We start from the raw sequence: 26324 nt of genomic DNA on the forward strand, positions 1-26324 counted from the left end.
TCCGGTCACCGCTGCGGTCATCTCTCCAGCAGCATCCGCTGCAACTCCCGCGCGGCCCGCGGCGGAGCCACGTCGCTGCGGTGCGCGAGGGCGATCGTGCGGTGCAGGCCGGGCCGGGCGAGGGGGGTGACCCGTAGCCCCCGGCCCGAGCGGGCGGCCACCATCCGTGGGACGACGGCCACCCCGAGCCCCGCCCGCACGAACCCGAGCACCGCGTCCATCTCGCCGCCCTCCACCGCGAAGTCCGGCTCGAAGCCCTCCGCCCGGCACGCGGCCACGGTCAGTTCCCGCAGGTCGTAGCCGTGCCGGAACATCACCAGGCGTTCGCGCTCCAGATCGGCGATCCGGACCGTGCGCCGCCCGTCGCCCGGTATCGACGCCTCGGGGGAGGACACCACGACCAGGTCCTCCCGCAGCAGCTCCACCGTCGTCAGCGCCGGGGACGGGGTCGGCAGCGGCAGAACGACCAGGGCGAGGTCCAGGGCGCCGCGGGCCAGCTCCCGGACCAGGTCGTGCGAGCCGCCCTCCTCGATCAGCAGCCGGATGCCCGGATAGCGGTCGTGGAAGGCGCGCAGCACATCCGGCAGCAGACCCGTGCACAGGCTCGGCGTCGCCCCGAGCCGCACCCGGCCGCTGCGCAGCTGCACCAGCTCCTGCACCTCGTACCGCGCGGTCTCGGTGTCCGCCAGGATCCGCCGGGCCAGCGGCAGCAGCGCCTCGCCCGCGTCGGTGAGCGTGATGTTGCCGCGGGCCCGCAGGAACAGATCGGCGCCCAACTCCCGCTCCAGCGCCTTGATCTGCTGCGACAGCGAGGGCTGTGCCACGTGCACGAGGTCGGCGGCCCGGGTGAAGTGCCGGGTCTCGGCGACCGCCACGAAGTACTGGAGCTGCTGGAACTGCATGCCGCAACCCTACGCCTCGATAGTCACAGCCTATGGAATCGAGGCGGACCATGTCTTGGACCGATGGGGTGGCCCGGCCCTAGCGTCTTGACCCATGGCTCTGGCAACGCGGACGGACCGACGGCCGTCCATGGCACGCACCGTGTGGGACTCCTCCGTCGGCAAGAAGACCGTGATGGCCGTCAGCGGCGTGATCATGCTGCTGTACCTGGTCGCCCACATGATCGGCAACCTGAAGATCTTCTTCGGGGCGGGGGAGTTCAACCACTACGCGCACTGGCTGCGCACGGTCGGCGAGCCGTTCATGCACTACGAGTGGACGCTCTGGCTGATCCGCGTGGTGCTGGTCGTCGCGGTCGTCGCCCACGCCGTCTCCGCGTACCAGCTCAGCCGCCGCGACATCAGGGCGCGGCCCAGCAAGTACGTGCACCGCAAGCCCCGGGCGAGCTACGCCACGCGCACCATGCGCTGGGGCGGGATCATCCTCGGCCTGTTCATCGTCTGGCACATCCTGGACCTGACGACCGGCACCGTGCACAGCGGCGGTTTCCAGGAGGGCCACCCGTACCAGAACGTCGTGGACACCTTCTCCACCTGGTACGGCAACGTCATCTACATCGTCGCGATGCTCGCCCTCGGTCTGCACGTCCGGCACGGCTTCTGGAGCGCCGCCCAGACGCTCGGCGTCGGCAGCCGCTCCCGCGACCGCGCCCTGAAGATCGTCGCCGACGTCCTCGCGCTGCTGCTCACGGCCGGCTTCATCGCCGTGCCCGTGGGCGTCATGACCAAAGTGGTGAGCTGAATGACCGACTACGCGGACTACGAGACCGGCGAGCCCCTCGCGGACGCCAAAGCCCCCGCCGGCCCCGTCGCCGAGCGCTGGGACACCCGCCGCTTCGAGGCCAAGCTGGTCAACCCGGCGAACCGGCGCAAGCACACCGTGATCGTCGTCGGCACCGGCCTCGCCGGCGGCTCCGCCGGAGCCACCCTCGCCGAACAGGGCTACCACGTGGTCCAGTTCTGCTACCAGGACTCCCCGCGCCGCGCCCACTCCATCGCCGCACAGGGCGGCATCAACGCCGCCAAGAACTACCGCAACGACGGCGACTCCATCCACCGGCTGTTCTACGACACCGTCAAGGGCGGCGACTTCAGGGCGCGGGAGTCCAACGTCCACCGGCTGGCGCAGATCTCCGTCGAGATCATCGACCAGTGCGTCGCGCAGGGCGTGCCCTTCGCCCGGGAGTACGGCGGCCTGCTCGACACGCGCTCCTTCGGCGGCGTCCAGGTGTCGCGGACCTTCTACGCCCGCGGCCAGACGGGCCAGCAGCTCCTGCTGGGCGCCTACCAGGCGCTCAGCAGGCAGATCGCCGCGGGCAACATCGAGATGCACCCGCGCACGGAGATGCTCGACCTGATCGTGATCGACGGGCGGGCGCGCGGGATCGTCGCGCGGAACCTGATCACCGGGAAGATCGACACATACGTCGCCGACGCCGTCGTCCTGGCGAGCGGCGGCTACGGAAACGTCTTCTACCTGTCGACCAACGCGATGAACTCCAACGCCACCGCGATCTGGCGGGCGCACCGGCGTGGCGCGTACTTCGCCAACCCCTGCTTCACCCAGATCCACCCCACCTGCATCCCGCGCACCGGCGACCACCAGTCGAAGCTGACGTTGATGAGCGAGTCGCTGCGCAACGACGGCCGGATCTGGGTGCCGAAGGCCAAGGGCGACGACCGTCCGCCGAACCGGATCCCCGAGGACGAGCGCGACTACTACCTGGAGCGCATCTACCCCTCCTTCGGCAACCTGGTCCCGCGTGACATCGCCTCCCGCGCCGCGAAGAACGTCTGCGACGAGGGCAGGGGAGTCGGCCCCGGCGGGCAGGGCGTCTACCTGGACTTCGCCGACGCCATCGAGCGGATGGGGCGGGGCGCCGTCGAGGCCAAGTACGGCAACCTCTTCGACATGTACCAGCGGATCACCGACGAGGATCCGTACGAGGTGCCGATGCGGATCTATCCGGCCGTGCACTACACGATGGGCGGCCTGTGGGTCGACTACGACCTGCAGACCACCGTCCCGGGCCTGTTCGCGATCGGTGAGGCCAACTTCTCCGACCACGGAGCCAACCGCCTCGGCGCGTCCGCGCTGATGCAGGGCCTGGCCGACGGCTACTTCGTGCTGCCGGCCACCATCAACGACTACCTCGCCCGCAACCCGCACCAGGGCGAGGTGGGCGACGAACACCCCGTCGTACAGGAGGTGTTGGCGGAGACGCAGGACCGGTTGAACCTGCTGCTGTCCGTCGACGGCGATCGCACCCCCGACTCCTTCCACCGGGAGGTCGGCGAGCTGATGTGGGAGTTCTGCGGCATGGCCCGCACGGACGCAGGGCTGCGCAAGGCACTGACGCGCATCCCGCAGATCCGCGAGGAGTTCTGGCGCCGCATCAAGGTGCCCGGAACCGGCGAGGAGTTCAACCAGTCCCTGGAGAAGGCCAACCGGGTCGTCGACTATCTGGAGCTCGCCGAGCTGATGTGCCTCGACGCGCTGCACCGGGCCGAGTCCTGCGGCGGCCACTTCCGCGAGGAGTCCCAGACTCCGGACGGTGAGGCGGCCCGCCGGGACGACGCGTTCGGGTACGCGGCCGCCTGGGAGTTCACGAGCACCGGCTCCGCCCCCGTCCTGCACAAGGAAGACCTGGTCTTCGAGTACGTCCATCCCACCCAGCGGAGCTACGCATGAAGCTCACCCTGCGCGTCTGGCGGCAGCACGACGCCGACGCCGACGGCGCCATGTCCACGTACGAGGTGGACGGCATCTCGCCCGACATGTCCTTCCTGGAGATGCTCGACACCCTCAACGAGGAACTCATCCTGCGCGGCGACGACCCGGTCGCCTTCGACCACGACTGCCGCGAGGGCATCTGCGGCGCGTGCTCGCTCGTCATCAACGGCGACGCGCACGGCCCGGAGCGCACCACCACCTGCCAGCTGCACATGCGGTCCTTCCAGGACGGCGACACGATCGACGTCGAGCCGTGGCGGGCGTCCGCGTTCCCGGTGATCAAGGACCTGGTCGTGGACCGGTCGGCGTTCGACCGGATCATCCAGGCCGGCGGGTACATCACCGCCCCGACCGGTGCCGCGCCGGAGGCCCATGCGACGCCGGTGCCGAAACCGGACGCCGACTTCGCCTTCGAGCACGCGGAGTGCATCGGGTGCGGGGCATGCGTGGCCGCCTGCCCGAACGGGGCGGCGATGCTGTTCACGTCCGCCAAGGTCAACCACCTGAACGTCCTGCCCCAGGGGGCGCCCGAGCGGGAGACGCGGGTGCTGGACATGGTGGCGCAGATGGACGAGGAGGGGTTCGGCGGGTGCACGCTGGCCGGGGAGTGCGCGACGGCCTGCCCCAAGGGCATCCCGCTGGTCTCCATCACCAGCATGAACAAGGAGTGGCTGCGGGCCACCAGGAAGGTCGCCAAGCGGTAGCGCGGTAGCGGCTACAGCGGGACCACCGGACGTTCGCCGACAAGGTGCGGACGGGCGGGGCCGGGAGTGGTGCTCATCCCCGGCCCCGCCAGGCACCCCCGGCTCGGCCAGGCTCCTCGGCCCCACCAGGCGCCCTCGGCTCGGCCAGGCGCCCTCGGCTCGGCCAGGCGCCCTCGGCTCGGCCAGGCGCCCTCGGCTGCGCCCGGGATCCTCGGCTTTGCCTGGCATCCTCGGCTCGGCCAGGCGCCCTCGGCTGCGCCCGGGATCCTCGGCTTTGCCTGGCATCCTCGGCTCGGCCAGGCGCCCTCGGCTCGGCCTGGCATCCTCGGCTGCGCCCGGGATCCTCGGCTGCGCCCGGGATCCTCGGCTGCGCCCGGCACCTACGGCTCCGCCAGGCACCCCTAGCCCTGCCCGGGATCCCCGGTCCTGCCCGGGATCCCCGGTCCTGCCCGGGATCCCCGGTCCTGCCCGGCACCTACGGTCCTGCCAGGCATCCCCGGCCCCGCCCGGGATCCCCGGCCCCGCCCGGCATCCATGGGGCTGCCGGAACGTAGCCGGCGGGGCGGTCGGGAGCGGCGGGGCGGTCCGGTCGGTGGGCGGCGACTTCCGGCATTCAGCATTCGCACATCCACGGGTCCCGCGCCGGACACGCCGAGGCCAGCCGACCGCGGAAGAAAGCAGGTGCAGATTCCCCATGCACTGTCCCCATGCTTTTCCGCTCGGCGCAGGAGACCTCCATGACCGCCATGCCCGTCTCGCCCCCCGCCCTCGCCGTCCCGCCCGGCGGTTCCGGCTACCTCGTGTCGCTCGCCCGTGACCTGGACGACGTCCGGGCCGCGCAGCGGCTGCGTCACCAGGTGTTCGCCGGAGAGCTGGGCGCCCGGCTCGACGGCCCGGAACCGGGCCTGGACACCGACGCCTTCGACGCGTACTGCGACCACCTCCTCATCCGGGACAAGGGCACCGGCGAGGTGGTCGGCACCTACCGGCTGCTGCCGCCCGAGCGGGCCGCGGTCGCCGGACGGCTCTACTCCGACGGCGAGTTCGACCTGAGCCGGCTCGACGCGATCCGGCCCGGCCTGGTCGAGGTCGGCCGTTCGTGCGTGCACCCCGCCCACCGCGACGGCGCCGTCATCGGCCTCATCTGGGCCGGGATCGCCCGCTACATGGTGGACCGCGGCCACGAATGGCTGGCCGGCTGCTGCTCGGTCCCGCTCGCCGACGGCGGCGCCCTGGCGGCGGCGACCTGGGACCGGGTGCGCGAGAAGCACCTGGCCCCGGAGGAGTTCCGAGTACGGCCGCTGCGGCCCTGGACCCCGAACGGCGCCGGCCCGGTCGCCCGCACCGAACTCCCGGCGCTGCTGCGCGGCTATCTCCGCCTCGGCGCCTGGGTGTGCGGGGAGCCCGCCCACGACCCCGACTTCGGCGTCGCCGACCTGTATGTGCTGCTGTCGATGCGCCGGGTCAACCAGCGCTATCTGCGGCACTTCCTCTCCCTCGTCCCGGCCTGATGAGCGTCTGGCTGCCCAGCGCACCCTGCACCCCGCGGGCGTGCGTGGAGACGACGGCGTCCCTCACGGCCGTACCGAGGGCCGTGCTGCGGCTCACGTCGGTGGTCGTGCTGGTCCTGGTCGGGGTCGTGCTGTCACCGGTGGGACGGTGGATACCGGACCGCGTGGTGCGGTCGTGGAGCCGGGCCGTGGTGCGGGCGGCGGGGGTGCGGATCCGGGTGACCGGCTCGCCCGCGCCCACCACCACCGGGCTGCTCCTGGTCGCCAACCACATCTCCTGGCTGGACATCCCGCTGCTGGCCGCCGTCCGCCCGGCCCGGATGCTGGCCAAGGCCGAGATCCGGCGGTGGCCCGTGGCGGGCGCGCTGGCCGCCCGCGGCGGCGTCCTGTTCATCGACCGCGACCGGCTGCGCGCCCTGCCCGCCACGGTCACCCGGATCGCCGACGTGCTGCGGGCCGGGCGGGCGGTCGCCGTGTTCCCGGAGGGCAGCACCTGGTGCGGCCGCGCCCAGGGACACTTCCGGCGGGCCGTGTTCCAGGCCGCGCTGGACGCCCGCGTGCCCGTCCAGCCGGTACGCATCCGCTATCTGGACCGCGCGGGCGGGGCCAGCACCGCGGCGGCGTTCGTCGGCGACGACCCGCTGCTCGCCTCGCTGTGGCGGGTGGTGTCGGCGCGGGGTCTGGTCGCGGACGTCGAGGTACTGCCGGCGCTCGCACCGGGCGGTCACGCCGACCGTAGGTCGCTGGCGGCCGACGCCGGGGCCCGGGTGCTGGGCGGGACGCACGGGCGGCGGATCCCCGCACCGGCCGACCGGCACGGCCCGCTCGGCGGACGCCGGTCCGGCGAATTCCCGGTAGGCAAGGGGGAGATGGCCGTCCTTGATGGGATCATGACGCAACCCGACCTCTGAGGGGAGCGCACGTGAGCGGAAGCCCGGCCGGCCGGACGGTACTCGTGACGGGAGGCAGCGGTTTCGTGGCCGCCCATCTCGTGCAACAGCTCCTGGAACGCGGCCACCACGTCCACACCACCGTGCGCGGCACGGCGAACACGGCCAAGCTCCGTCCCCTGCACGCCCTGCGGGACGCCCACCCCGGCCGGCTCGACCTCTTCGAGGCGGACCTGCTGACGGAGGGCTCCTTCGACGAGGCGGCGAAGGGCTGCGCGGTGGTCTTCCACGTGGCCTCGCCGTTCCTCATGCCGGAGAAGATCAAGGACGGCCTGCGGGACGTGGTGGAACCGGCCCTGCGGGGCACCCGCAACGTCGTGGCGGCGATCGAGCGCACGGAGACCGTCGAGCGCCTCGTCTTCACCTCCACCGTGGGCGCGATCTTCGGCGACTACATCGACGTACGTCAGATGGACGACCAGACGCTGTCGGAGAAGTACTTCAACACCACCAGCACGGTGGAGAACAACCCGTACCACTACGCCAAGACCGTGGCGGAGCAGGCGGCCTGGGAGGCCGAGGCGGCGCAGAAGCGCTGGCGCATGGTCTCCGTCAACCCCGGCCTGATCCTGGGCCCCTCGCTCACCCCCGCCTCGGACTCGGGCAGCCTGTTCCTCCTGGACGAGCTCTTCAAGGGCTACTTCTTCTACGGCGCCCCCGACTTCAGCTTCACCACCGTCGACGTACGGGACGTGGCGGCGGCCCACATCGCGGCAGCGGAACGCCCCGAAGCACACGGCCGGTACATCGTCGCGGCCGAGGAGATGACCTCCTTCCACCAGATGGCGAGAGCCCTGCGCAAGCACCACCCGCGCAACCTGCGGCTGCCCCGGACCGCCCTGCCGCACTGGCCGGTCCGCGTCCTCGGCCCCGCCTTCGGCCTCTCCCAGGACTACATCCGGGCGCACCTCGGCATCCGCTTCCGCGTCGACAACCGCAGAAGCACCGAGGAACTGGGCCTCACCTACCGCCCGATCGAGGAAACCCTGCTGGACCACTACCGCTCCTGGCAGGAGCAGCGGAACTAGGGCGTGTTTCGCCCTAGGACCTGTCCTGGGAGAGCGGCGGCCGGCTGCCGCTGCGCTCGCTGTGCACGATGCCGGCCAGCCGGCGGTAGGAGTCCAGGAGCGCCGCACGGTCGTACGTGCTGGTCGTGACCAGGACCTCCTGCGCTCCCGTCTCCTTCAGCACCGTCTCCAGTTCGTGGGCGACCTGCTCCTCGGCGCCCGCGAGGTGAGCGGTCAGGCCGGACTCGTAGAAGCCGCGCTCCTTCGCGGTCATCGTGCGGGCCTCGGCCGCTTCCGCGGGCGGGAGCGGGGGAAAGGTGCCCCGGGTGCGCGAGTGTGCCATCGACCAGGCCTCCGGGATCAGCAGCCGTCGGGCCGCCTCGGGGGTCGCGGCGACGGCGATGGTCCCGGAGATGACGACATAGGGTTCCGCCGCCCAGGCGGAGGGCCGGAAACGGGTGCGGTAGTGATCGATGCCCCGCCGCATCTTCTCCCTGTCGCGCAGGTCGCCGATGACCATCGGCAGCCCCGCGCGGGCGGCGATCTCCGCGCCCTCGCCCATCGCCAGGACGAACGGCGGCACGGTCAGGCCCTGCGCCGGGTACGCGTGGACCCGGGTCGGGGAGGCGCCCCGGAACCAGCCGAGCAGTTCCTCGAGCTGGGCCGCGAAGTCGTCGGCGTCGTCCTTGTCCCGGCCGAGCGCCCGGCGCACCCCGTCGGTGAAGCCCACCGAGCGGCCCAGGCCCATGTCGATCCGGCCGGGGAAGAGCGACTCCAGCACGCCGAACTGCTCGGCCACGACCAGCGGCCGGTGGTTGGGCAGCATCACCCCTCCGGTCCCCACGCGGATCGTGCGCGTCGCCCCGGCCACGGCGGCCGCGAGCACGGTGGGCGCCGAACCCGCCACGCCGGGCACGCCGTGGTGCTCGGAGACCCAGAACCGGTGGTAGCCGAGGCGCTCGGCCTCCTGCGCCAGCGCCACGGTGTCCCGCAGCGCCTGGGCGGCGGTGTGCCCCTCGCGGACGCGGGAACGGTCGAGGACGGAGAAGCGGGCCGAGGCGATCACGGAACTCATACCGGGTTCAACGCCTGGTGGCCCGCAGGATTCCTCGGCGGGCGCAGTGCGACCGTGGATGTGACACAGGCTTGAACACCGCCGTCGACTTCGCCGTCGACTTCGCCGACGGCTTCAACGGCTCACCGCGCCCCCGGCACAACCTCGGGGGGGGCCAGCCAGGGTAAGCCGAAACCCTGTGGAGCCGGCCTGCGTCGCGTGGAATGCTTTTGGGCGACTGCTGAAGGAAGGGAAGGTCAAAAGGTGTATGTCCCGTCATCTGCGCGAGCTCTCGATGATGATGAGCGTGAACTCGTGGAGCTGGCACGCCGCACCATAGACGCGCATACCGACGCCGGGCCCGACGAAGATGGGATCCACACGGTGGGCGCCGCGGTCATGGCCGCTGACTACCGGATGTTCGCCGGCGTGAACCTCTACCACTTCACCGGCGGGCCCTGCGCCGAACTCGTGGCTCTGGGAGCCGCGCGAGCCCAGGGCGCCCGCCAGATGCGCTGCATCGTCGCCGTGGGAAACCACGGGCGCGGGGTCATCGGTCCGTGCGGCCGCGATCGGCAGGTCTTCGTGGACTACTACCCCACCATGCGCGTCATCGTGGCCACCCCCGCGGGGCTCAGGTCCGTGCTCGCCGCCGACCTGATGCCGCTCGCTCAACGATGGACCCCCGAGGCGGGCATGAACGGTCTCGACCCATCGCTCTACCAAGATCCCGAGACGGCTGGTCCCCCGATCATTCGGTTCAACCCCCGCTACCTCGAAGTCGTCCGCTCCGGCGCCAAGACCAAGACCACCCGCTTCCGGGACCCTGCGCAGCTCGGCCCGGCAAGACTGGTATTTGAGAGCGACCCTGAAGTCGTCCTGTCGGCAGAGGTGACCGGCATCAGGCACTGCATGGTCAGTGACCTCACCGACCAGGACGCGCAAGCTGAGGGGCTGACGACCGCAGCCCAACTCCGGGAAGCCCTCAAGGGCCACTACCCAGATCTGGCGGGAATCGACGAAGTCGACGTCATCACCTTCCAGACCAACGACAAGACGGGCGCCGCTTAAACCGCGGATGCGACGGCTGGACCACGAATACTGACGGCGTCGGCGTCCCTCCGCCCCGTCGCTTCGGGGACCCCCGCCCGAAGCCGGACGCCGTCGTTTCCGGTGGCGAGGATCCTGGTCTTGAGGAGAGATGCCGGCGACTTCTTCCAGCGCGGCGCGGACCGCCTCGGTGATCAGGTCCAGGCGGGTCAGGTCACGCACCGCGGCCAGGACATGGATGGAGTCGGTGCGCTGCGTGGTGCGCTCGCGCACCAGGCCGGCCTTCTCGAGGCGGGCCAGCGCCAGGTCGAGGAGGCGGTCGGCACGGTCGCCTTCGGCGAGACGGCCGCGGAAGTCGGCCGGCACGCTGTGGTGGAAGCCTGGTTCGTCCAGCTCCATGGCCATGGCGTACTTGAAGTCGATGCGGCAGCGGACCGCCTCGGCGGCCTGCCGGTCCGACAGGCCGAGCAGGAACTGCAGCACACAGACGGTGGCCGACGGGGCGGGGCGGGGCGGGGCGGGGTCAGAATCGTGCCCCGATGGCCGCCCCGTTGCGCGGGACCAGGAACGACGGGGCGGACGGCAGCGTGCCGTCGGCCGCGCGGGCGCCGGTGAGCGGCCCGGCGTCCGTGCTCAGCACCGAGGACGCGTTCCAAGTTCCGCCCAGATCCCAGGAGTTGCCGCTGGAGACGGTCGCCGAACCCAGCGCCGAGGCGCGGGCGTCGGCCACCGCGAGGTTGCCCGTGAGGACGGCCTTGGCGCCGGAGGTGTCGAAGTCGAAGCCCGTGCCCGCGGCCGCGTAGGACGTGTTCCTGGTCAGGGCGAGGGCGCCCGGGTTGCCGTTGTCCGTGAAGCCGTGCGCCGCGTTCTTGAAGGCGACCGAGCCCCGCACGGTGTGCGCCACCGCCGGCGCCGGACTGCCCCCGCCCAGCTTGAACCCGTTGCCGTCACCGGCGAAGTCCGGGAAGTTCCAGCGGTTGAAACCGTTTCCGTAGGCGACCGTGTTCTCGATCCGTATCGGCGAGGTGAACTTCCAGGCGTCGAAACCGTCGTCGACGTTGTTCCACAGGCGGGCGCCGCGCACCACGTTTCCCGTGCCGCTGCCCTCCTTGACGGCCAGTCCGTCCGCGCTCTCGCCGTTCTTGCGCGGATCCCGGTTGGCGTAACTGTCCAGGTCGAGGATCTGGTTGTTCGCGGAGGCGCCCTGGAGCTGGAAACCCGACTCGTAGTTGTCGTGGGTGGAAAGCCGGGAGAAGACGTTTGCGTTGCAGCCGTCGCAGTACACGCCGTACGGGCCGTTCACGATCTCCAGGTTCGAGATCCGCCAGTACGAGGCCTCCTGGTGGATCGCCCCGCGCTGCGCGCGCGGGATGCTGCCGCCGACCGGGGTGTGGCTCGCGGGTAGCTGTTCGCCGTCGATGCGGACCCGCTCACCGCCGTAGGCGCCCAGGGTGATGGGCTGCGCGGCGGTGCCCGAGGTGGTGATCGTGATGTTGTCGGTGAGGGCGTAGGTGCCGCCGCGCACGGTGATGACGTCGCCGGGCGCGGCCAGGTCCACCGCCCGCTGGACGGTCCGCAGCGGCTGGGCGAGCGTGCCGGGCGCCGTATCGTTTCCGTTCGTCGCCACGACCAGGGTCCTGGGCGCGGCGGACGCCTCGCCCGCCGGGCCCGCCACCGTCGCCAGTGCCGCACTCAACACCACTGCCGTCCAGATCGACGCGTTGCGCATGGGCTCTCCCGCCTCCGCCAGTCCACTGTGCCTGCTTGCTGTCGTTGCTGCCGCAGGGCAGTGGGCGCCGGGGGAGGGAAGGTTGCCGGGGTCGGCGATCTGTTTAGGGTGAGCTTCGTGACCGACAGCAGCAAGAGGCCCCTCGCCGTGTTCGACCTGGACAACACCCTCGCCGACACGGCTCACCGACAGCGGTTCCTGGAGCGCGCACCGCGCGACTGGACCGCGTTCTTCGCGGCCGCGCCGCAGGACCCGCCGATCCCGGAGGGCATCGCGCTGGCGCTGGCCCACGCCGAGGAGTGCGAGGTCGTCTACCTCACCGGCCGGCCCGAGCGCTGCCGTCGGGACACGCTGGAGTGGCTCGCCGCGCAGGGCCTGCCGGAGGGACGCGTCCACATGCGGCGCAACGACGACCGCAGGCCCGCCCGGCGCACCAAGCTGGAGATCCTCAAGCGGCTCGCCCGCACCCGGGAGATCCGGGTGCTGGTCGACGACGACGAGCTGGTCTGCGCGGACGCCGAACGGGCGGGATTCACCGTCGTACGGGCGCTCTGGACCGCCCCTTCCGCCGCGCTGGAGACCGCGCAGGAGCGGGAGGGACGGACCTGAGATCCGTCAGTCGGACTCCTCCAGCCGGAAACCGACCTTCAGGCCCACCTGCCAGTGCTGGATCTGCCCGTCCTCGATCTGGCCGCGCACCTGGGTCACCTCGAACCAGTCCAGGTTGCGCAGGGTCTGCGAGGCACGGCTGATCCCGTTGCGGACCGCCTGGTCGACGCTGTCGGGCGACGTGCCGACGATCTCCGTGACCCGGTAGGTGTGGTTCGACATGCGGGTGCTCCTCTCCGCCGTGACGGCTGTGTCACGCGTCATTCCACCGTGCCTCAGTCCGCCGTGGAGCGCGAGCCGTCCGTCACCGCACCGTGCTCAGCGACAGGGCGAAGCAGCCCTGGGCGTCGGTCCACTCCCAGAGCGCGACGTGGTCGAAGGCGCCGGGGTCGAAGTCGGCGCCCAGTTCACGGTTGGCGCTGGAGCCGGAGGTCACCGCAAGCGAGGCGACGCCGGTGCCCGCATCGCCACTTCTGCGTGTCCTCGCTCTACCTGCAGGGCGTCGATCTGAAGGCCGTGCAGGAGCTGTTGGGCCACGAACGGCTGTCCACTACGACTCGGTACATCAACGGGCATGACAACCACATCGAACAGACGGGGGCGGCGGCGAATCAGCGGGTCGCGTCCCATCCGGGCCTGGGCTGAGGAGGAGGACATGCGCTGGAACGCGCACGGAGTTCACCGATCGTCGGCGTTGAGATCACGTGGCGGCAACAGGCCGAGCTGCTCCAGCAGCCGCAACGTCTCTGAAAGGTCGGTGCGGTGCTCGACGATGACAGGGGCAGGCGGATTCTCGGCGAGCAGCCGGGCCACCCCGTCGAGGAGGACCTGGGGGCGGTGAAACCCGGCCTTCGGTTCGACCACCCGGCGAGCGGGCAGCCCGGTCAGATCCGTCAGGTGGTCCTCCGCTCCGGGCGGGTGCGGGCCGGTCAGCAGCAGCCCGCCGGCGGTCGCCTGCCGGGCGGTCTCCGGCGGCGCTTCACGCAGCACCTGCTCCACGAGGCCCACCACCGGCGGGTAGGCAGGGGCCACGACGGCGCGCAGTTCGGTCGACGACAAGGTGACCGTGCCCGGCGGCGAAGGGAAGACACGCTCCTCGGTGATCACCGACCCGTAGACGTGCCTGGGGCCGGGCACCGTTGACGACGGCGCGAACACGCCGCCGTGAACGACGGCGGCCCACCCCTGCTCCAGGGCGGCGTCGAGCCGGTGCTCGGCCCGCAGGTGCTCGATCACCGCCTGGGCCAGACCACGCGTGCCACCGGCCGCCAGACCACCGGCGATCGCCTCGCGCCCGGCGACGACAGCGACGGAGGTGCGTAGCCCGTCCTGGTGCACCACGACACACGCGGCCGGCTCCGGGTCCAGGCCGGCACCGGCCAGGGCGGCCACCGTCTCGTCCACCACCGTGACCACCGCCGCCGGCCACAGCTCCCGGACCTTGTCCACGGCCGGCTTCACTCCGGGGTGGGCACAGGCTCCGGGTGCCACGAGGACCACCGACCCGATCGGCGCCCACAGCTGCGCCGACTGCGGCACACCGGCCAGGAGCTGCGCCGCAGCCGACGCGTCCGCCTCCGGGCCCGGATTCCAGGCCAGCTCCAACACCACCTGCGAGTAACGGGCGCTGCGCCCGGTCACCTGCCCGCGTATCTCGTCCAGAGCCCACCAGAGCACGCCGCCACCTCGCACCGTTTTCCTGTGCGGCGATCTTAGATGATTGACGACATTCAGTGATTGTTCATGCCGTCTGTCAAGCCACGAGGGCACTGGGCGGGGTGAGCTCGTAGCACCACCCATCGCGAGGAGTGCCCAGAGGACGTTGACGCGGCGGCGGGCACGGGCGAGGACGGCCTGGGTGTGGCGCGTGCCCTCGGCGCGTTTGCGGTCGTAGAAGTGACGCGACTCATCGCACTGTCGGATGCTGAACAACGCAGAGATAGTGACCAGAGCCTCCAGCCGGTCCAGGAGTAAGACCAGCAGCGCGAACTCCTTGGGACTGAGGGCGACTTCTGCGCCGTCCAGGAAGTCACGGTGGGCGCGCCGGTCGAGAACGATCCGTCCGTACACGTCGGTGCCGGAAACGTCCGTTCTCGTACCCTCGCCCGGCCGTCTGCGATGGACCGCCCGCTGATCACGATGAGCGGTACGTCGCTGCGGGCCCGCAGTTCCCGGCAGACGTCCAGACCGTCGATATCGGGAAGCCCCAGGTCCAGAAGAACCATGTCGGACGACGGTGAGGCGAGGGGAGCGGGCCGGTGTGGGGTGGCCGGGGGCGAGGACCCGGCCGCACATCCCCTGGGTGACAGGGGATCGCGGCCGGGTCGTTCACCCGCACCGGACGGCCCCGTCCCCACGGGCGCCGGTGCAGGCGCGCGCCGCTTCGCGCGTGCCCGGGGCTGGTCAGGACCTGACGGCCTTCAGGACGGCGTCGGCCATGCCGCGCTCGCCGCGGGCGTTGGGATGGACACGTGCCGCGGGGCTGCTCGGTTCGAGTGGTTCGACCCAGCGGGTCTTCGCGGGCGAGCAGGCGTCGCGGCCGACCGAGGGCGTGTGGGTGTCGATGTAGGTGGCGTCGGCGGCCCGGGCGCGCTGCCGCAGCATGGCGTTGAGCCTTTCCTCCTGTTCGCGCAGGAACGTCAGGTCGCCGGGGGCGAGGGGGATCGCGTCGTCGCAGGCCGATGCCTCGGTGGGCAGGATGGACGGGTAGCCGACGACGTATACGCGTGCCTGGGGGGCACGCCGCTTCACTTCGGACAGGGCGCGTTCGAGTCGCTGCCCCGTTGTCTCGATCTTCTGCCCCACGGTGTCGGTGTCGCCCGAGTGATAGCGGCGTCGGCAGGGAGCGTCGTCGGATACGGGCGTGAGGTTGTCGGCGGCCTTGTAGAACACTCCGGCGGTGACGCACTTGGTGATCATCGAGCTGAAGCCGATGTCGTTGCCTCCGATGCCGAGGGTGACCAGCCGGGTCTTCGCGCTCAGTGCCGAGAACTGGGCGGGGTTGGTGCCGTGGTCGGTGGTCTGGGGTGCCGTGAGGTCGGTGGTGGTGGCGCCGCTGCAGCTCATGTCGCGGACATCGGCCGGCTGGATGCCGAGGTCCTTCGCGACCAGCGCCGGATAGTTCCGGCTGGAGCGGTCGCAGCCGGTGGGCGTGCCGGTCTGATCGGGTATGCCGGGGCCGGAGGTGTAGGAGTCGCCGAGGGCCACGTACGGCCCCTGCACCGGTGCCGCGCCCGGGGCCCGCCCGGGGCCTGTGCCGCTGTTCGTGTCGCCGGGCCGTGCGACGCCGATGACGACGAGCAGTATGCCGCCGGTGACCACTCCGGCCAGGCCGGTGCGTGCCAACAGTCCCATTGCTGTGTCCTGTCTCTGAAAGGCCCGACCCGAGGGTCGAGCGCCTTCCCGCGTGAGGGGGCGGGGGAAGGGACGGTGTCCGAAGCGGATGCCGGTGGTGACCGGCGTGGGGACGTGGCGGTGTGCGTGGCCGGGGCAGCCGGTTGTCGTGGTCGGTGGGGTGGAGGGGGCAGGAGGGGTCAGGAGGGGCGGACCAGTCCGGTGTCGTAGGCGAAGATGACGGCCTGGACGCGGTCCCGGGCACCGATCTTGGTGAGGATGCGGCTGACGTGCGACTTGACCGTCGACTCGGCCAGGTGCAGGCGTTCGGCGACTTCGGAGTTCGTGGCTCCGGTCGCGACGGTGGTGAGGACCTCGCGTTCGCGTTCGGTGAGTTCCGCCAGTCGGCGCTCCTGTTCGGGGCTGCGGCCGGAGCGGCGGGTCGTGTAGGCGTCGATGAGTTTGTGGGTGAGGCCCGGCGAGATGACCGAGTCGCCCGCGGCGACGGCGCGGATCCCGACGACGAGCTCCTCGGGACGCGCGTCCTTCAGGAAGAAGCCACTGGCGCCGGCACGCAGCGCCTCGTAGGCGTATTCGTCGAGATCGAAGGTGGTCAGGACCAGGACGCGGGAGCGGCCGCCGGACCCGATGATGCGGCGGGTCGCCTCGATGCCGTCCATGCCGGGCATGCGGACGTCCATCAGGACGACGTCGGGGCGCAGTTCGGCCGTCATGCGGACGGCCTCGCTGCCGTTGCCGGCTTCGCCGGCGACGGTCATGTCGGGCTGGGCCTCCAAGAGCATGCTGAACCCGCGACGTTGCAGGGCCTGGTCATCGACGATCAGAACGGTGGTCATGTGGGGTGCTTCTCCGGGTGGATGGTGGGAGCAGTGGGCAGGAGTCGGGCGTGGACGGTCCAGCCGCCGCGGGCGTTGCGGCCGGAGCTGACCCTTCCCTGGTACAGGGCGGCCCGTTCGCGCATGCCGACCAGCCCTTGGCCGGCGTGCCGTGGGCCGTCGGCGGGCTGCCGGGGCGGACCGGTGTCCTCGACCGTGACGTGTACGGCATCGGTGGCTGCGATGACGCGCACGGTGACGGTGGTGTCGGGGGCGGCGTGTTTGAGGGCGTTGGTGAGTCCTTCCTGCACGATGCGGTAGACAGCCAGTTGGAGGCCCTGGGAGAGTCCGGTCAGGTGGCCCTCGGTGTGCAGTGCGGCGGTCGGGCCGGCGGCCCGGAACCGGTCCAGCAGACCGTCCAGGTCGGCCAGTCCGGGCTGGGGTGCCAACGGCGCGTCGCTGCGGGAGGCGCCGTCGTCGCCGATGACGGCGAGCAGGCGGCGCAGCTCCGCCAGGGCGTCGCGGCCGCTGTCGCCGATGATGCGCAGCGTCTCGGCGCCGCTTTCGGGCTTGGTCGCGGTGAGAGCGGCGGCACCGTCGGCGAGACCGACGATGACGGCGAGCGTGTGACCGAGGATGTCGTGCATCTCCCGGGACACCCGCGCGCGTTCCTGGGCCGCGGCCAGCCGTGCCCGCTGGTCGCGGTCCTTGTCCAGGGTGACGATGACGGTGTTCACCAGCCGCCCGGCCAGACCGAGACCGGCGAACGCGGCCATCGCGGCCATGGCCAGCGCCGTCACCACCTCCGGGCGGGTGGCGCTCTCCAGCTGACCGCCGGTCCAGTAGACCGTGGCCCAGGCGACGAGCTGCACGATGGTGATTCCCAGGGCGAGGACCAACTGGCGCGGGGTGCCGAGGCGGCCGACGTTGTACAGGGCCACCGCCCGTGCGGCATCGGCGCCGTTGAAGGCCCCGAGCGGAAGGGCGGCCACGGACACGGCGGTGGTGAGGGCGAACACGAGCATCGGACGGCGCTCGCGCCACAGCAGCGGCACGGTGAAGGCCACGGTCAGCGCCAGCTGCACCAACGGGCCGGCGTTGTTCGCGGGGTTGAACATGGACGGGATGCCCAGCAGGGCACACAGGGCAGGCACTCCCCAGCGCCGGACCCGGGGATGGGCCCGATCGGCCACTCGCCACTCGGCCAGCCGGGAGATGATCGAGAAGATCACCCGCTGCTCCGGATCGCTCGTCTGCGGCTCCGGCAGCCGTGTCGGCGGCACGGGGGAGCGAGCCGTCGGCGCGGATGCGTGCGGTGGGGTCACGGGAGGGCCCTTCACGTTTCAGGCGGGGTCGCCCGCCGACCCGGCGCGGAGGCCGGCGGGCGTGGGTGTGGAGCCAGGCGCGCCGGGCCCGCCGGCCGAAGCGGGATGGCGGGACCGCGCGATCAGTTCTTCCGTGAAAGCTTCCCGCGCAGGCCCTTGCGCCGCCTCTGCTGGGGCTCCGCGACGTCGGACGCCTCGGGATCGCCCGTGGCATCGGCCGACGCCGTGGCGGTGCCCGCTTCGCGTTGCCGGAGCCGGCGCAGCCCGCGGGCCTTGGTGGCCGGCGCGGACGGGGCCGCCGCGTTCGCGTCGAGGGCCGTCCGGGCGGCTTGGGCCGCGCCGACGGCGACGAGGGCGCTTGTGCCGGTAGGCGGTTCGGCGTCACCGCCCGGTGCGGCGGCCGTCTGCTTCGCCTCCAGCTGGTGGCGCAGCTTCTCACCCTCCACGTCGACGTCGGGCATGACGCGGTCCAGCCACGTGGGCAGGGACCAGGCGCGGCGGCCGACGAGGGCCATGACCGCGGGGACGATGGTCATCCGGACGACGAAGGCGTCGAAGAGGACGGCGGAGGCGAGCCCCAGACCGATCGACTTGATGAGAGCGGTGTCGTCGAGGAGGAAGCCGGAGAAGACGGAGATCATGATGACCGCGGCGGCGGTGACGACCCGGCCGCTGTGCCGGAAGCCCTCGACCACGGCCTTGGTGGGTTCGGCGCCGTGGACGTACTCCTCGCGCATCCGGGTGACGAGGAAGACCTCGTAGTCCATGGCCAGGCCGAAGACCACGCCGATGAGCAGGATGGGAAGGACGCTCACGATGGGGCCGGTCTGGCTGACCCCGAAGACGTCGGCGAGCCAGCCCCACTGGAACACCGCGACGAGGACACCCAGGGTGGCGGCCACGCTGAGCAGGAAGCCGAGGGCGGCCTTGATCGGGACCAGCACGGAACGGAAGACAAGCAGCAGCAGGACGAGCGCGAGGCCGACCACGATGGCGAGGTAGGGCACCATCGCCTGGCCGAGCTTGGTGCTGACGTCGATGTTGACGGCTGTGGTGCCGGTGACCATCAGGTCGGCGCCGGTGTCCTTGCGCAGGGTGGTGCTCTGGTCGCGGATGGCGGAGACCAGGTCCTTGGTGGCCTGGCTGCTGGGAGAGCTCTTCGGAATGACGCCGATGATGGCGACGTCGCCGGACTGGTTGAAGGCGGCCGGGCGGACGGAGGCGAGGTCGTCGAGCTTGCCCAGGGCGGATGTCGCGTCCGCGGCGGCTGCCTTGGGGTCGTGACTGGCGCGGGCGTCGACGACCACGGTCAGCGGACCGTTGACGCCCGGTCCGAAGCCCTTGCTGATCGTGTCGTAGGCGACCCGCTGGGTGCTGTCGGGCGCCTTCATGCTGTCGTCGGGCAGGGCCAGGCGCAGCGACATCGCGGGGATGGCCAGCAGCCCGAGGGCGGCCACCGACAGCACGAGGGTCTTGACGGGGTGGCCGGTGACGAGCCTGGCCCAGCGCACGCCCATCGACTCGCCCTCGCCGCGCTCCAGGGCCTTCATACGGCGGGTGAGCAGCTTGCCCTTCGTGATCCGCATCCCGGCGAAGCCGAGCAGCGCGGGCAACAGCGTCGGCGCGATGACGACGGCCATCACGACCGCGAAGGCGGAGGCCAGGCCCATCGAGGTGAGCATCTGGATGCCGATGACGCTCAGACCGGCGAGCGCGATGACGACGGTCAGGCCGGCGAAGACCACGGCGGATCCGGCGGTGCCCAGGGCGCGTCCGGCGGCCTCCTCCGGGTCGTGGCCCTCGCGGACCTCGCTGCGGTAGCGGGAGACGATGAACAGGGCGTAGTCGATGGCGACCGCCAGACCCAGCATCAGGGCCAGGGTCGAGGCGGTGGAGGCGACGTCCCAGAACCGGGTGGCGATGGTGATGCAGAAGATGGCCGCCATGACGCCGAGGACGGCGGTCAGCAGAGGCAGCCCGGCCGCGAGAAGTGAGCCGAAGGTGATGACCAGTGCGACGGCGGCGACGGCGAGACCGATCAGTTCGGCGGCCTTGCTCGCTTCCTTGGCCTTGACGGCGTTGCCGCCCAGGCTGACGTTCAGGCCCGCCTTCTCTCCCTCGGCGGCGATCTCGTTGAGCCGGTCGTGGGCGGCGCCGCTGACGTCGGCCTGGGGGACCGTGTAGGTCACACCGGCGAGGGCGATCGTGCTGTCCTTGCTGACCTGACGGTTCTCGAAGGGATCCGAGACCGTCGCGACCTGCGGCGCCTTCTTCAGCTCGGCGACCAGAGCCTCGATCTCGGACTTGTGCGCGGCGGAGGTCAACTTCTGCCCGCGGGGCGCCTCGAAGACGACGCGCGCGGTGGCGCCGCCCGCGGAGGCCTGCGGGAACTCCTTGCCCAGCAGATCGATGGCCTTCTGGGACTGGGTGCCGGGCAGCGTGAACGCGTCGGACGTCTTGCCGCTGACACTGGTGGACCCTATGCCGAGGCCTGCCAGAACGACGATCCACAGCATCAGGACGAGCCGTCGTCGCCGGAACGAGAACCGGCCCAGCCGGTAGAGGAACGTAGCCACGGTGATACCCCCAGCAGGGAAGACATTGGTACGAGAACGGGCCTGGACGACCCGGACTTCAAGCTAGGAGCGAATCCCCGCGCGACCCCGGCACCCCGGGACCCGCTTCGGTCGACGACCAGTACCGCAGTACTAACGGCCCTCATCCTTTGAGACGGGCTCAGGTCATGCGGTGAGTCCGGCGTCGCCAGCCACCCCCACCACGCCGTCACCGCCGTGACCAGAACCGGCGCGAGGGGCCACCGCAGCGGCGGCACGAGCAGCACCACCGCGCAGGCCACTGCCGAGGCCATGACAGGGGCCATGTATCGACCGCCCGCGACCGATGCGCCGTTCACCGATGCGGCGACCACAAGGAACACCACGAGTCCTACGCGCCCGAAGCCCGCTGCCCACCTCTAGGCGCTGCTCCAGTTCACCTTCGCGATCCTAGGCAGGCCACCGCTGGGTTCCGTCCGACGATCGGCGATGTCCGCCCCCTGCTTTCGTAGGGGGACTCCGTCGCAGAATGACGGATTCCGTGCGGGCCTTCCGTCCGACGATCTGTCACCTTGACCCCCTACTTCCGTCGGGGAGCGCGGTCGACACGGCGCGCGCTCTGAGGAGCACGGGCGGCGTGGCCCCCAGCGGAAAGGCCTTGGTCCGCGCCCTGACCGAACCCGTGAGGGCCCGGGCACCCCGCCCGCCGGCCTGGACGTCGTCGAGGCGTGAAGCGGTGAACGCGCTGTCCGAGATCCTCGGCCTCCTTCCCCCTGTCTCGGCCTACCTGGTGGTGGCTGTGGCCGTCCTGGCCGAATCGATCCTGCTGGTCGCCGCGTTCATCCCCACGCTCACCTTGCTTCTGACGGCCGGCGCACTGCGCCGGGCCGCTGATGACTCGCCACGGCGGTCGAGCGGTTTTCCTGGCTCGCTCCCTGCCCGTGGTCCGCACTCTCGCCCCCCACTTCGCGGGCGCCTCCCGCCGTCCCCACCGCCGTTGCGCGCTGTGGCCGAACGTGGATTTGCCTACGACGTCCTCATCCGCAGCCACCGGTTCCCGCGGGCGATCCGCCTCGCCGAACGCCACCCGGAGCTGCCATCAGTGGACGGTCGCCGAGATCCGCGCGGTATGGGACACCTTGGTCTCAGCCTTCGGCCCGGAGCGGCTGATGTTCGGCTCCGACTGGCCGGTGCGCCTCCTCGCCGGCGGCTGGAACCGCTGGGCGGCCACCGTCGAGGAGTTGCTCCACGGCTGCTCGGAGTCGAACCGGCCCCCTACGTCGGTGTCTGCGGCACAGCCCGGACGTCGAGGGCCGGCGATCCGGCGACGCGGTGAGAGTGATGCCCTCTATTCAGCCGTGGCGAGAATCAGCGCGAACCCGGCGTCGGAGTCTGCCCAGAGCTCTTGCGTACGGAGGCCGGCTCCAATGATCTCTTCCGCCAGTCCCTCCGTGGTGAACTTGGCGCTGCGCTCGGTGATCCATTCCTCTCCGCGCTCGAAGTGAACCGCCAGGTCGAGTTCCCGAATCTTGACCAGCTGCTCGGCTCGACTACGCAGCCTCATTTCGATGTGGCTTTCCGTGCTGTTCCATACGGCTACGTGGTCGAAGACGTCGAGGTCGAAGTCGGCGTTCAATTCGCGGTTCAGGACGCAGAGCAGATTTTTGTTGAATTCGGCCGTAACGCCCTGGGTGTCGTCGTAGGCGGCGATCATCTCCTGCTCGTCTTTCACGAGGTCAGCGCCGATCAGGAGGAAATCGCCGGGGCGCATGATGTCACGGAGCCCACGGAGAAAGGGGCCGCGGGCGGGCCGGCGGAAATTGCCCAGCGTGCTGCCGAGGAAGGCGATGAGCCGAGGGCCGGCCTCAGGCAGCTCCGGCAGAACGAGCGGAGCCGTGAAGTCGGTGCGGAGGGCGTGAAGACGGATCCCCGGGTAGTCCTGGACGAGTTGGGCGCTGGCCTGGTGGAGGGCATCCGCGCTGACATCGACCGGCACGTAGTTCAGGCCCGTCGGCCCCAAGGCCTCGATGATCAGCTTGGTTTTGGTCGAACTCCCGGATCCGAGCTCGACAAGGCTGCGGGCTGCCGTTCGGGCGGCGACGTCGCGGGCGTGCAGTCGCAGCAGCCCCAGTTCGGCTCGCCACAGGGGGTATTCCGGGAGCTGGGTGATCTCCTCGAAGAGTTCGCTGCCCCGGGCGTCGTAGAACCAGGTGGGAGCCGTGGACTTGGGGGTGCTGGTCAGTCCGCCGTGGATGTCGGCGCGAATTGCCTTGGTGTAGTGCTCGGCGTCGAGGGTGTCGGTGTAACCGTAACCACGAGTGCCGGTCATGAGTGCCTCTCTTCGGTTGACGCCATGTCGGTGGAGGGCGGAAGCCGCACTTCATCGGCTGAGCAGGCGACGCCCGCGGCAACGATGACCCTCCGAACAGCGGCGCGCGGGGCGGCGTCCGTGGCGACCCCGGGGAGGGTGCGGGTGATCTGGAACGGGCTCACGTGCCGGTCTCCTTGCGGGGTGCGGGTGCCACGTCCGGGCTCGGGTCCTTGAGCGGGGTGAGCAGGACGTCGGCGCGGCTCGCCGCGAGCAGGGTGCGGTCGGGGACCTCCTGCCAGCGCGGATCGTCGTCGTAGGGTTCGGAGGCCACGACCGTGCCCCGGCCGGGCTCCGCCAGATACCAGAGGGTGTCGCCCCAGGCGGTCGCCGTGATGGTCTCGCCGTTGGTGAGGAGCAGGTTGAGCCGGGAGCCGGGGGCCGCCGCGGCGACCTCGACGACCGTGTCCGTCAGCGCCTGGCTCTCCGTGTCCCCGCCGCGCAGCCGGGCCAGGACCAGCGCCCACACGAACGCCGAGTCGTTGCGGGCCTCCATCGACAGCAGTTCGGCGGCGGGCAGGGAGCCGGTGAGCGGCCCCAGCGAGCGTGGCCAGCCCGCCACCGCTCCGTTGTGGCTGAACAGCCAGCTCCCGGCCGCGTACGGCGCCGCCGCGGCCTCCGCGTCGGCCCCGGCCAGCGTCGCGTCGCGGACGGCGGCCAGCAGTGCCCGGCTGCGTACGACCCGGGCGAGGTCGGCGAAGGACAGGTCGGCCCAGATGGGCCCGGCCCGGCGGTAACGCGCCGGCACCGGATCCCCCTCGGCGTACCAACCCACCCCGAAACCATCGGCGTTGACCGTGCCGTACCGCTGCCGGCGTGGCGCCCACGACTGGCGGTACAGGCCGTGCGGGGGCTCCACGAGGAGCCGGCCGAGTGGCTCCTCGCGGCCCAGATAGGCGAGGTGACGGCACATCAGGCGGCCCCGGCCGAGCGGGCGGTGCGGAACCCGGAGAAGATCTGTCGCCTGATCGGGTAGTCCCAGTTGCGGAACGTGCCCCGGCAGGCCACCGGGTCCACCGCGAACGAACCGCCGCGCAGCACCTTGTACTCGGGGCCGAAGAACACCTCCGAGTACTCCTTGTACGGGAACATCCGGAAACCGGGGTAGGGAAGGAAGTCGCTGGACGTCCACTCCCACACGTCACCGATCAACTGCCGTACCCCGAGCGGGGATTCCCCGGCCGGGTAGCTGCCGGCCGGAGCCGGGCGCAGATGGCGCTGGCCCAGGTTGGCGTGTTCGGGGCCGGGATCGGCGTCGCCCCACGGGTAGCGCATGGAGCCGCCGGTCGCCGGGTCGAAGCGGGCCGCCTTCTCCCACTCGGGCTCGGTGGGCAGCCGGCGTCCGGCCCAGCGGGCGTAGGCGTCGGCCTCGTACCAGCACACGTGCAGCACCGGTTCGTCGGGCGGGACCACCTCGGTGACGCCGAAGCGGCGGCGCAGCCACTGCCCGCCGTCGCGCCGCCAGAACAGCGGGGCGTGGATGCCGTGCCCGCGGATGTGCGCCCAGCCCTCCTTCGTCCACCAGCGCTCCTCGTCGTAGCCGCCGTCCTCGATGAACGCCTGGTACGCGGCGTTCGTCACCGGGGTGGTGTCGATGTGGAAGGCCGCCACCTCGCGCCGGTGCGCGGGCCGTTCGTTGTCCAGCGCCCAGGGTTCGCCGGACGTGCCCATGGTGAACGGGCCGCCGGGGACGAGGACTTCGGACGGGCCGGTGAACAACGGCACCGGGTCGGGGTCGGGGGCGGTCAGGGCCGGGGGGCCGGTGCGGAGCTGATGGGTGATCAGCATCGTCTCGTCGTGCTGCTGTTCGTGCTGGGCGATCATCCCGAAGGCGAAGCCGGCCTCCGTCAGCCGGGTGCCCCGGAAGTCGGCCGACTCCAGCACGTCCATCACCCGGCCGCGCACCTCCGCCGCGTACCGGCGGGCCTCGGCGGGCGGCAGCAGCGGCAGCGAGGGCCGTTCGGCGCGCGAGTGCTCGAAGGCGTCGTACAGCCCGTCGATCTCGGGGCGCATCGCCTCACGGCCGGCCACCGCGCGCAGCAGCCACAGCTCCTCCTGGTTGCCGATGTGCGCGAGGTCCCACACCAGCGGGGACATCAGCGGGGAGTGCTGGGCGGTGAGGTCGGGCTCCTCCACGCAGCTCGTCAGCAGCGTGGTGCGCTCGCGGGCCGTGGTGAGCGAGGCGAGCACGCGGGCGCGGAGGGCCTCCGCGTCCGGCGCGGCCGCGGCGTCCCCGGCCGGCTCGGTGGCCGGCGCGGGCTCGGTGTCCAGTGCGGGCTCGGTCATGTGCGGAGGTCCTTCCCGTACGCGCGGGTGTCCGTGCCGCGCAGGCGGTCGAGCTGGTCGTCGGCGGGGGTGCGGCCCTTGAGGACGTAGCGGTTGAAGTAGTCCGTCACCGCGTCCATGACGCCGTCGTCGGCGCCGAGGCGGGGCAGGGCCCGTAGCGCCGTGGTGAAGCAGGCGACGGCGACCTCGTGCAGCTCGGGGTCGGCCAGCCCGTAGCGGGCCGCGTCGATCCACAGCGGATTGTGCGGAGCCGGCAGCGGCTGGGCGCGCTCGGCCAGCGGCTTCACGGTGCGGTAGGCGTTCTCGGCCGCCTCCGGGTCGTCGAACAGCGCCGCCGTCACGGCGAGCGGGACGATCCAGCCGTCGTCGCCGGGCTGCGCGTCGATCATGCGCAGTTCCAGGTGGCCGCGCGGTCTGACCGGCGGGAACAGGGTGGTGAGGTGGTAGTCGAGATCCTCCCGGGTCGGCTCTCCCGCCCGGGTCCACTCCCGGAACGTGAGCCGCTCGGGCACGTCCCACGGCCCGCTGTCGCGCCGGACGCACATCACCGGCGCGTCCAGCACATGCCGGGCCCAGGCGGCGCGTGGATCGCCGTCCAGGACGGGTCCGCCCGCCCGGCCGGCGCCGATCTCCATCCACAGCAACTGCCGGGTGGAACGCCAGCCGGTGGGGTTGCCGTCGAGCAGCGGGGAGTTGGCGAAGGCCGCCACCAGCACCGCGCCCAGCGTGTGCGACAGCCACCAGCGCCGTCCGTGCCCCAGCGGGCCGGGCTCCTCGTACCCGGCGTCCAGGCAGACCTGCACGGAGGCCGAGGTGCACATCATGGCGCGGCCGGCCGGGCCCGTGCGGTCGAGGCAGGCCTCCATGGCGTCGTAGCGCGGCTCGTGCAGGAACCGGCGGGGTGGGCGCCAGGGGTCCGTGCCGTTGCCGGAGAGGGCGAGTCCGTGCTCGGCCAGGGCCGCGCGGACGGCGGCGAGGTCGGCGGAGACGGTGCCCACGCACTCCATCAGGGAGGCGGCGGGCGGGGAGCTCAGTTCCAGCTGGCCGCCTGGTTCGACGGTGAGCGGCGAGCTCAGAGGCACGGTGCGCAGTGCGGCGTAAGCGGTTTCGAGTTGTTCGGTTGTGACGGGGAGCTGCGGCGAGCGCAGCTCGTGGACGAGCCATTCCACCTCGACCCCGACGGTGCGGGGCGGGCCGGTCTTGAAGCAGATGCCCCTGACCAGGGCCTCCACCTCGGCTTCGGTGAGGGCGGTGCGGCGCTCGGTACCTTCGGTGCTGTCGGTACAGTCGCTGACCGAATCGGACATGTCG

At 71.5% G+C, this 26324-nt stretch carries 23 protein-coding genes and 4 pseudogenes; 10 read left to right on the forward strand and 17 right to left on the reverse strand.

Features of this window, described 5'->3' with window-relative positions; genetic code table 11:
• Positions 1–17: 17 nt before the first annotated feature.
• Complete coding sequence (locus ACZ5SK_RS03905; protein ID WP_334582834.1) at positions 18–902, reverse strand: LysR family transcriptional regulator; 885 nt, start codon at positions 900–902, stop codon at positions 18–20.
• Between the two features lie 130 nt (positions 903–1032).
• Here ACZ5SK_RS03905 and ACZ5SK_RS03910 point away from each other — a divergent pair, with 130 nt between their 5' ends.
• From ACZ5SK_RS03910 to ACZ5SK_RS03935, 6 genes are all read left to right on the forward strand, one after another.
• Entirely contained in the window at positions 1033–1704 is a 672-nt protein-coding gene (locus ACZ5SK_RS03910) for a succinate dehydrogenase (protein WP_334582833.1), read from the forward strand.
• Positions 1705–3654 (forward strand): fumarate reductase/succinate dehydrogenase flavoprotein subunit, encoded by a 1950-nt coding sequence (locus tag ACZ5SK_RS03915; protein WP_334582832.1) that lies wholly within the window; start codon positions 1705–1707, stop codon positions 3652–3654. It begins immediately after the preceding gene.
• Complete coding sequence (locus tag ACZ5SK_RS03920) at positions 3651–4400, forward strand: succinate dehydrogenase/fumarate reductase iron-sulfur subunit (RefSeq protein WP_334582831.1); 750 nt, start codon at positions 3651–3653, stop codon at positions 4398–4400. Before ACZ5SK_RS03915 ends, ACZ5SK_RS03920 begins: the two co-directional genes overlap by 4 nt.
• Positions 4401–5137: 737 nt before the next feature.
• Complete coding sequence (locus ACZ5SK_RS03925; protein WP_443041379.1) at positions 5138–5911, forward strand: GNAT family N-acetyltransferase; 774 nt, start codon at positions 5138–5140, stop codon at positions 5909–5911.
• Positions 5911–6822, forward strand: a complete 912-nt coding sequence (locus ACZ5SK_RS03930) for a lysophospholipid acyltransferase family protein (protein ID WP_334582830.1) — start codon at positions 5911–5913, stop codon at positions 6820–6822. Before ACZ5SK_RS03925 ends, ACZ5SK_RS03930 begins: the two co-directional genes overlap by 1 nt.
• 11 nt (positions 6823–6833) lie before the next feature.
• Complete coding sequence (locus ACZ5SK_RS03935) at positions 6834–7889, forward strand: NAD-dependent epimerase/dehydratase family protein (protein WP_334582829.1); 1056 nt, start codon at positions 6834–6836, stop codon at positions 7887–7889.
• A 13-nt stretch (positions 7890–7902) separates the two neighbouring features.
• On the opposite strand, the gene ACZ5SK_RS03940 is transcribed toward ACZ5SK_RS03935, so the two are convergent.
• Positions 7903–8943 carry an LLM class flavin-dependent oxidoreductase gene (locus tag ACZ5SK_RS03940; protein ID WP_334582828.1) on the reverse strand — a complete coding sequence of 347 codons (1041 nt, stop codon included), beginning with the start codon at positions 8941–8943 and terminating at the stop codon, positions 7903–7905.
• A 675-nt stretch (positions 8944–9618) separates the two neighbouring features.
• Here ACZ5SK_RS03940 and ACZ5SK_RS03945 point away from each other — a divergent pair.
• Positions 9619–9993, forward strand: coding sequence for an ASCH domain-containing protein (locus ACZ5SK_RS03945; RefSeq protein WP_468575397.1), 375 nt, complete (start codon positions 9619–9621; stop codon positions 9991–9993).
• A gap of 381 nt (positions 9994–10374) precedes the next feature.
• On the opposite strand, the pseudogene ACZ5SK_RS03950 reads toward ACZ5SK_RS03945, so the two are convergent.
• A pseudogene (locus ACZ5SK_RS03950) lies at positions 10375–10455 on the reverse strand (hypothetical protein); the annotation flags it as partial.
• A 40-nt stretch (positions 10456–10495) separates the two neighbouring features.
• Positions 10496–11701 (reverse strand): right-handed parallel beta-helix repeat-containing protein, encoded by a 1206-nt coding sequence (locus ACZ5SK_RS03955; RefSeq protein WP_457494917.1) that lies wholly within the window; start codon positions 11699–11701, stop codon positions 10496–10498.
• 117 nt (positions 11702–11818) lie between these two features.
• Between ACZ5SK_RS03955 and ACZ5SK_RS03960 the strand changes: the two genes are divergently transcribed.
• Complete coding sequence (locus tag ACZ5SK_RS03960; protein WP_361704155.1) at positions 11819–12310, forward strand: phosphatase domain-containing protein; 492 nt, start codon at positions 11819–11821, stop codon at positions 12308–12310.
• 6 nt (positions 12311–12316) lie between these two features.
• Here ACZ5SK_RS03960 and ACZ5SK_RS03965 read toward each other — a convergent pair whose 3' ends face one another.
• Complete coding sequence (locus ACZ5SK_RS03965) at positions 12317–12532, reverse strand: dodecin (RefSeq protein WP_079663938.1); 216 nt, start codon at positions 12530–12532, stop codon at positions 12317–12319.
• An 82-nt stretch (positions 12533–12614) separates the two neighbouring features.
• Positions 12615–12746: a hypothetical protein gene (locus tag ACZ5SK_RS03970; protein ID WP_334582824.1), complete on the reverse strand. Its 132-nt coding sequence runs from the start codon at positions 12744–12746 to the stop codon at positions 12615–12617.
• Between the two features lie 41 nt (positions 12747–12787).
• On the opposite strand from ACZ5SK_RS03970, the gene ACZ5SK_RS03975 reads away from it, so the two are divergent.
• The gene (locus ACZ5SK_RS03975) at positions 12788–12955 is read left to right on the forward strand and encodes a tyrosine-type recombinase/integrase (protein ID WP_334582823.1); all 168 of its coding nucleotides are present in this window, start codon (positions 12788–12790) and stop codon (positions 12953–12955) included.
• 33 nt (positions 12956–12988) lie between these two features.
• On the opposite strand, the gene ACZ5SK_RS03980 is transcribed toward ACZ5SK_RS03975, so the two are convergent.
• From ACZ5SK_RS03980 to ACZ5SK_RS04010, 7 genes and pseudogenes are all read right to left on the reverse strand, one after another.
• Positions 12989–13987 (reverse strand): rod shape-determining protein, encoded by a 999-nt coding sequence (locus tag ACZ5SK_RS03980; protein ID WP_468156276.1) that lies wholly within the window; start codon positions 13985–13987, stop codon positions 12989–12991.
• Positions 13988–14063: 76 nt separating this feature from the next.
• A pseudogene (locus tag ACZ5SK_RS03985) lies at positions 14064–14272 on the reverse strand (IS110 family transposase); the annotation flags it as partial.
• A gap of 209 nt (positions 14273–14481) precedes the next feature.
• Positions 14482–14535: pseudogene (locus tag ACZ5SK_RS03990) on the reverse strand (hypothetical protein); the annotation flags it as partial.
• Positions 14536–14713: 178 nt separating this feature from the next.
• Positions 14714–15664 carry an SGNH/GDSL hydrolase family protein gene (locus ACZ5SK_RS03995; protein WP_361704151.1) on the reverse strand — a complete coding sequence of 317 codons (951 nt, stop codon included), beginning with the start codon at positions 15662–15664 and terminating at the stop codon, positions 14714–14716.
• Positions 15665–15843: 179 nt separating this feature from the next.
• Complete coding sequence (locus ACZ5SK_RS04000) at positions 15844–16500, reverse strand: response regulator transcription factor (RefSeq protein ID WP_334582820.1); 657 nt, start codon at positions 16498–16500, stop codon at positions 15844–15846.
• A complete protein-coding gene (locus ACZ5SK_RS04005; RefSeq protein WP_334582819.1) occupies positions 16497–17804 on the reverse strand; it encodes a sensor histidine kinase in 1308 nt (435 codons plus the stop codon). Before ACZ5SK_RS04005 ends, ACZ5SK_RS04000 begins: the two co-directional genes overlap by 4 nt.
• A 122-nt stretch (positions 17805–17926) precedes the next feature.
• The gene (locus tag ACZ5SK_RS04010) at positions 17927–20380 is read right to left on the reverse strand and encodes an MMPL family transporter (protein ID WP_361704147.1); all 2454 of its coding nucleotides are present in this window, start codon (positions 20378–20380) and stop codon (positions 17927–17929) included.
• Positions 20381–21252: 872 nt separating this feature from the next.
• Here ACZ5SK_RS04010 and ACZ5SK_RS04015 point away from each other — a divergent pair.
• Positions 21253–21570: pseudogene (locus ACZ5SK_RS04015) on the forward strand (amidohydrolase family protein); the annotation flags it as partial.
• Between the two features lie 137 nt (positions 21571–21707).
• On the opposite strand, the gene egtD reads toward ACZ5SK_RS04015, so the two are convergent.
• From egtD to egtA, 4 genes are all read right to left on the reverse strand, one after another.
• Positions 21708–22688 carry an L-histidine N(alpha)-methyltransferase gene (gene egtD, locus ACZ5SK_RS04020; protein WP_334582817.1) on the reverse strand — a complete coding sequence of 327 codons (981 nt, stop codon included), beginning with the start codon at positions 22686–22688 and terminating at the stop codon, positions 21708–21710.
• 160 nt (positions 22689–22848) lie between these two features.
• A complete protein-coding gene (gene egtC / locus ACZ5SK_RS04025; protein ID WP_334582816.1) occupies positions 22849–23640 on the reverse strand; it encodes an ergothioneine biosynthesis protein EgtC in 792 nt (263 codons plus the stop codon).
• Complete coding sequence (gene egtB / locus ACZ5SK_RS04030) at positions 23640–25013, reverse strand: ergothioneine biosynthesis protein EgtB (RefSeq protein ID WP_334582815.1); 1374 nt, start codon at positions 25011–25013, stop codon at positions 23640–23642. Before egtB ends, egtC begins: the two co-directional genes overlap by 1 nt.
• A complete protein-coding gene (gene egtA / locus ACZ5SK_RS04035; protein ID WP_334582814.1) occupies positions 25010–26320 on the reverse strand; it encodes an ergothioneine biosynthesis glutamate--cysteine ligase EgtA in 1311 nt (436 codons plus the stop codon). Before egtA ends, egtB begins: the two co-directional genes overlap by 4 nt.
• Between the last annotated feature and the right edge of the window lie 4 nt (positions 26321–26324).

The organism is Streptomyces sp. NPDC031474 (assembly GCF_055581185.1).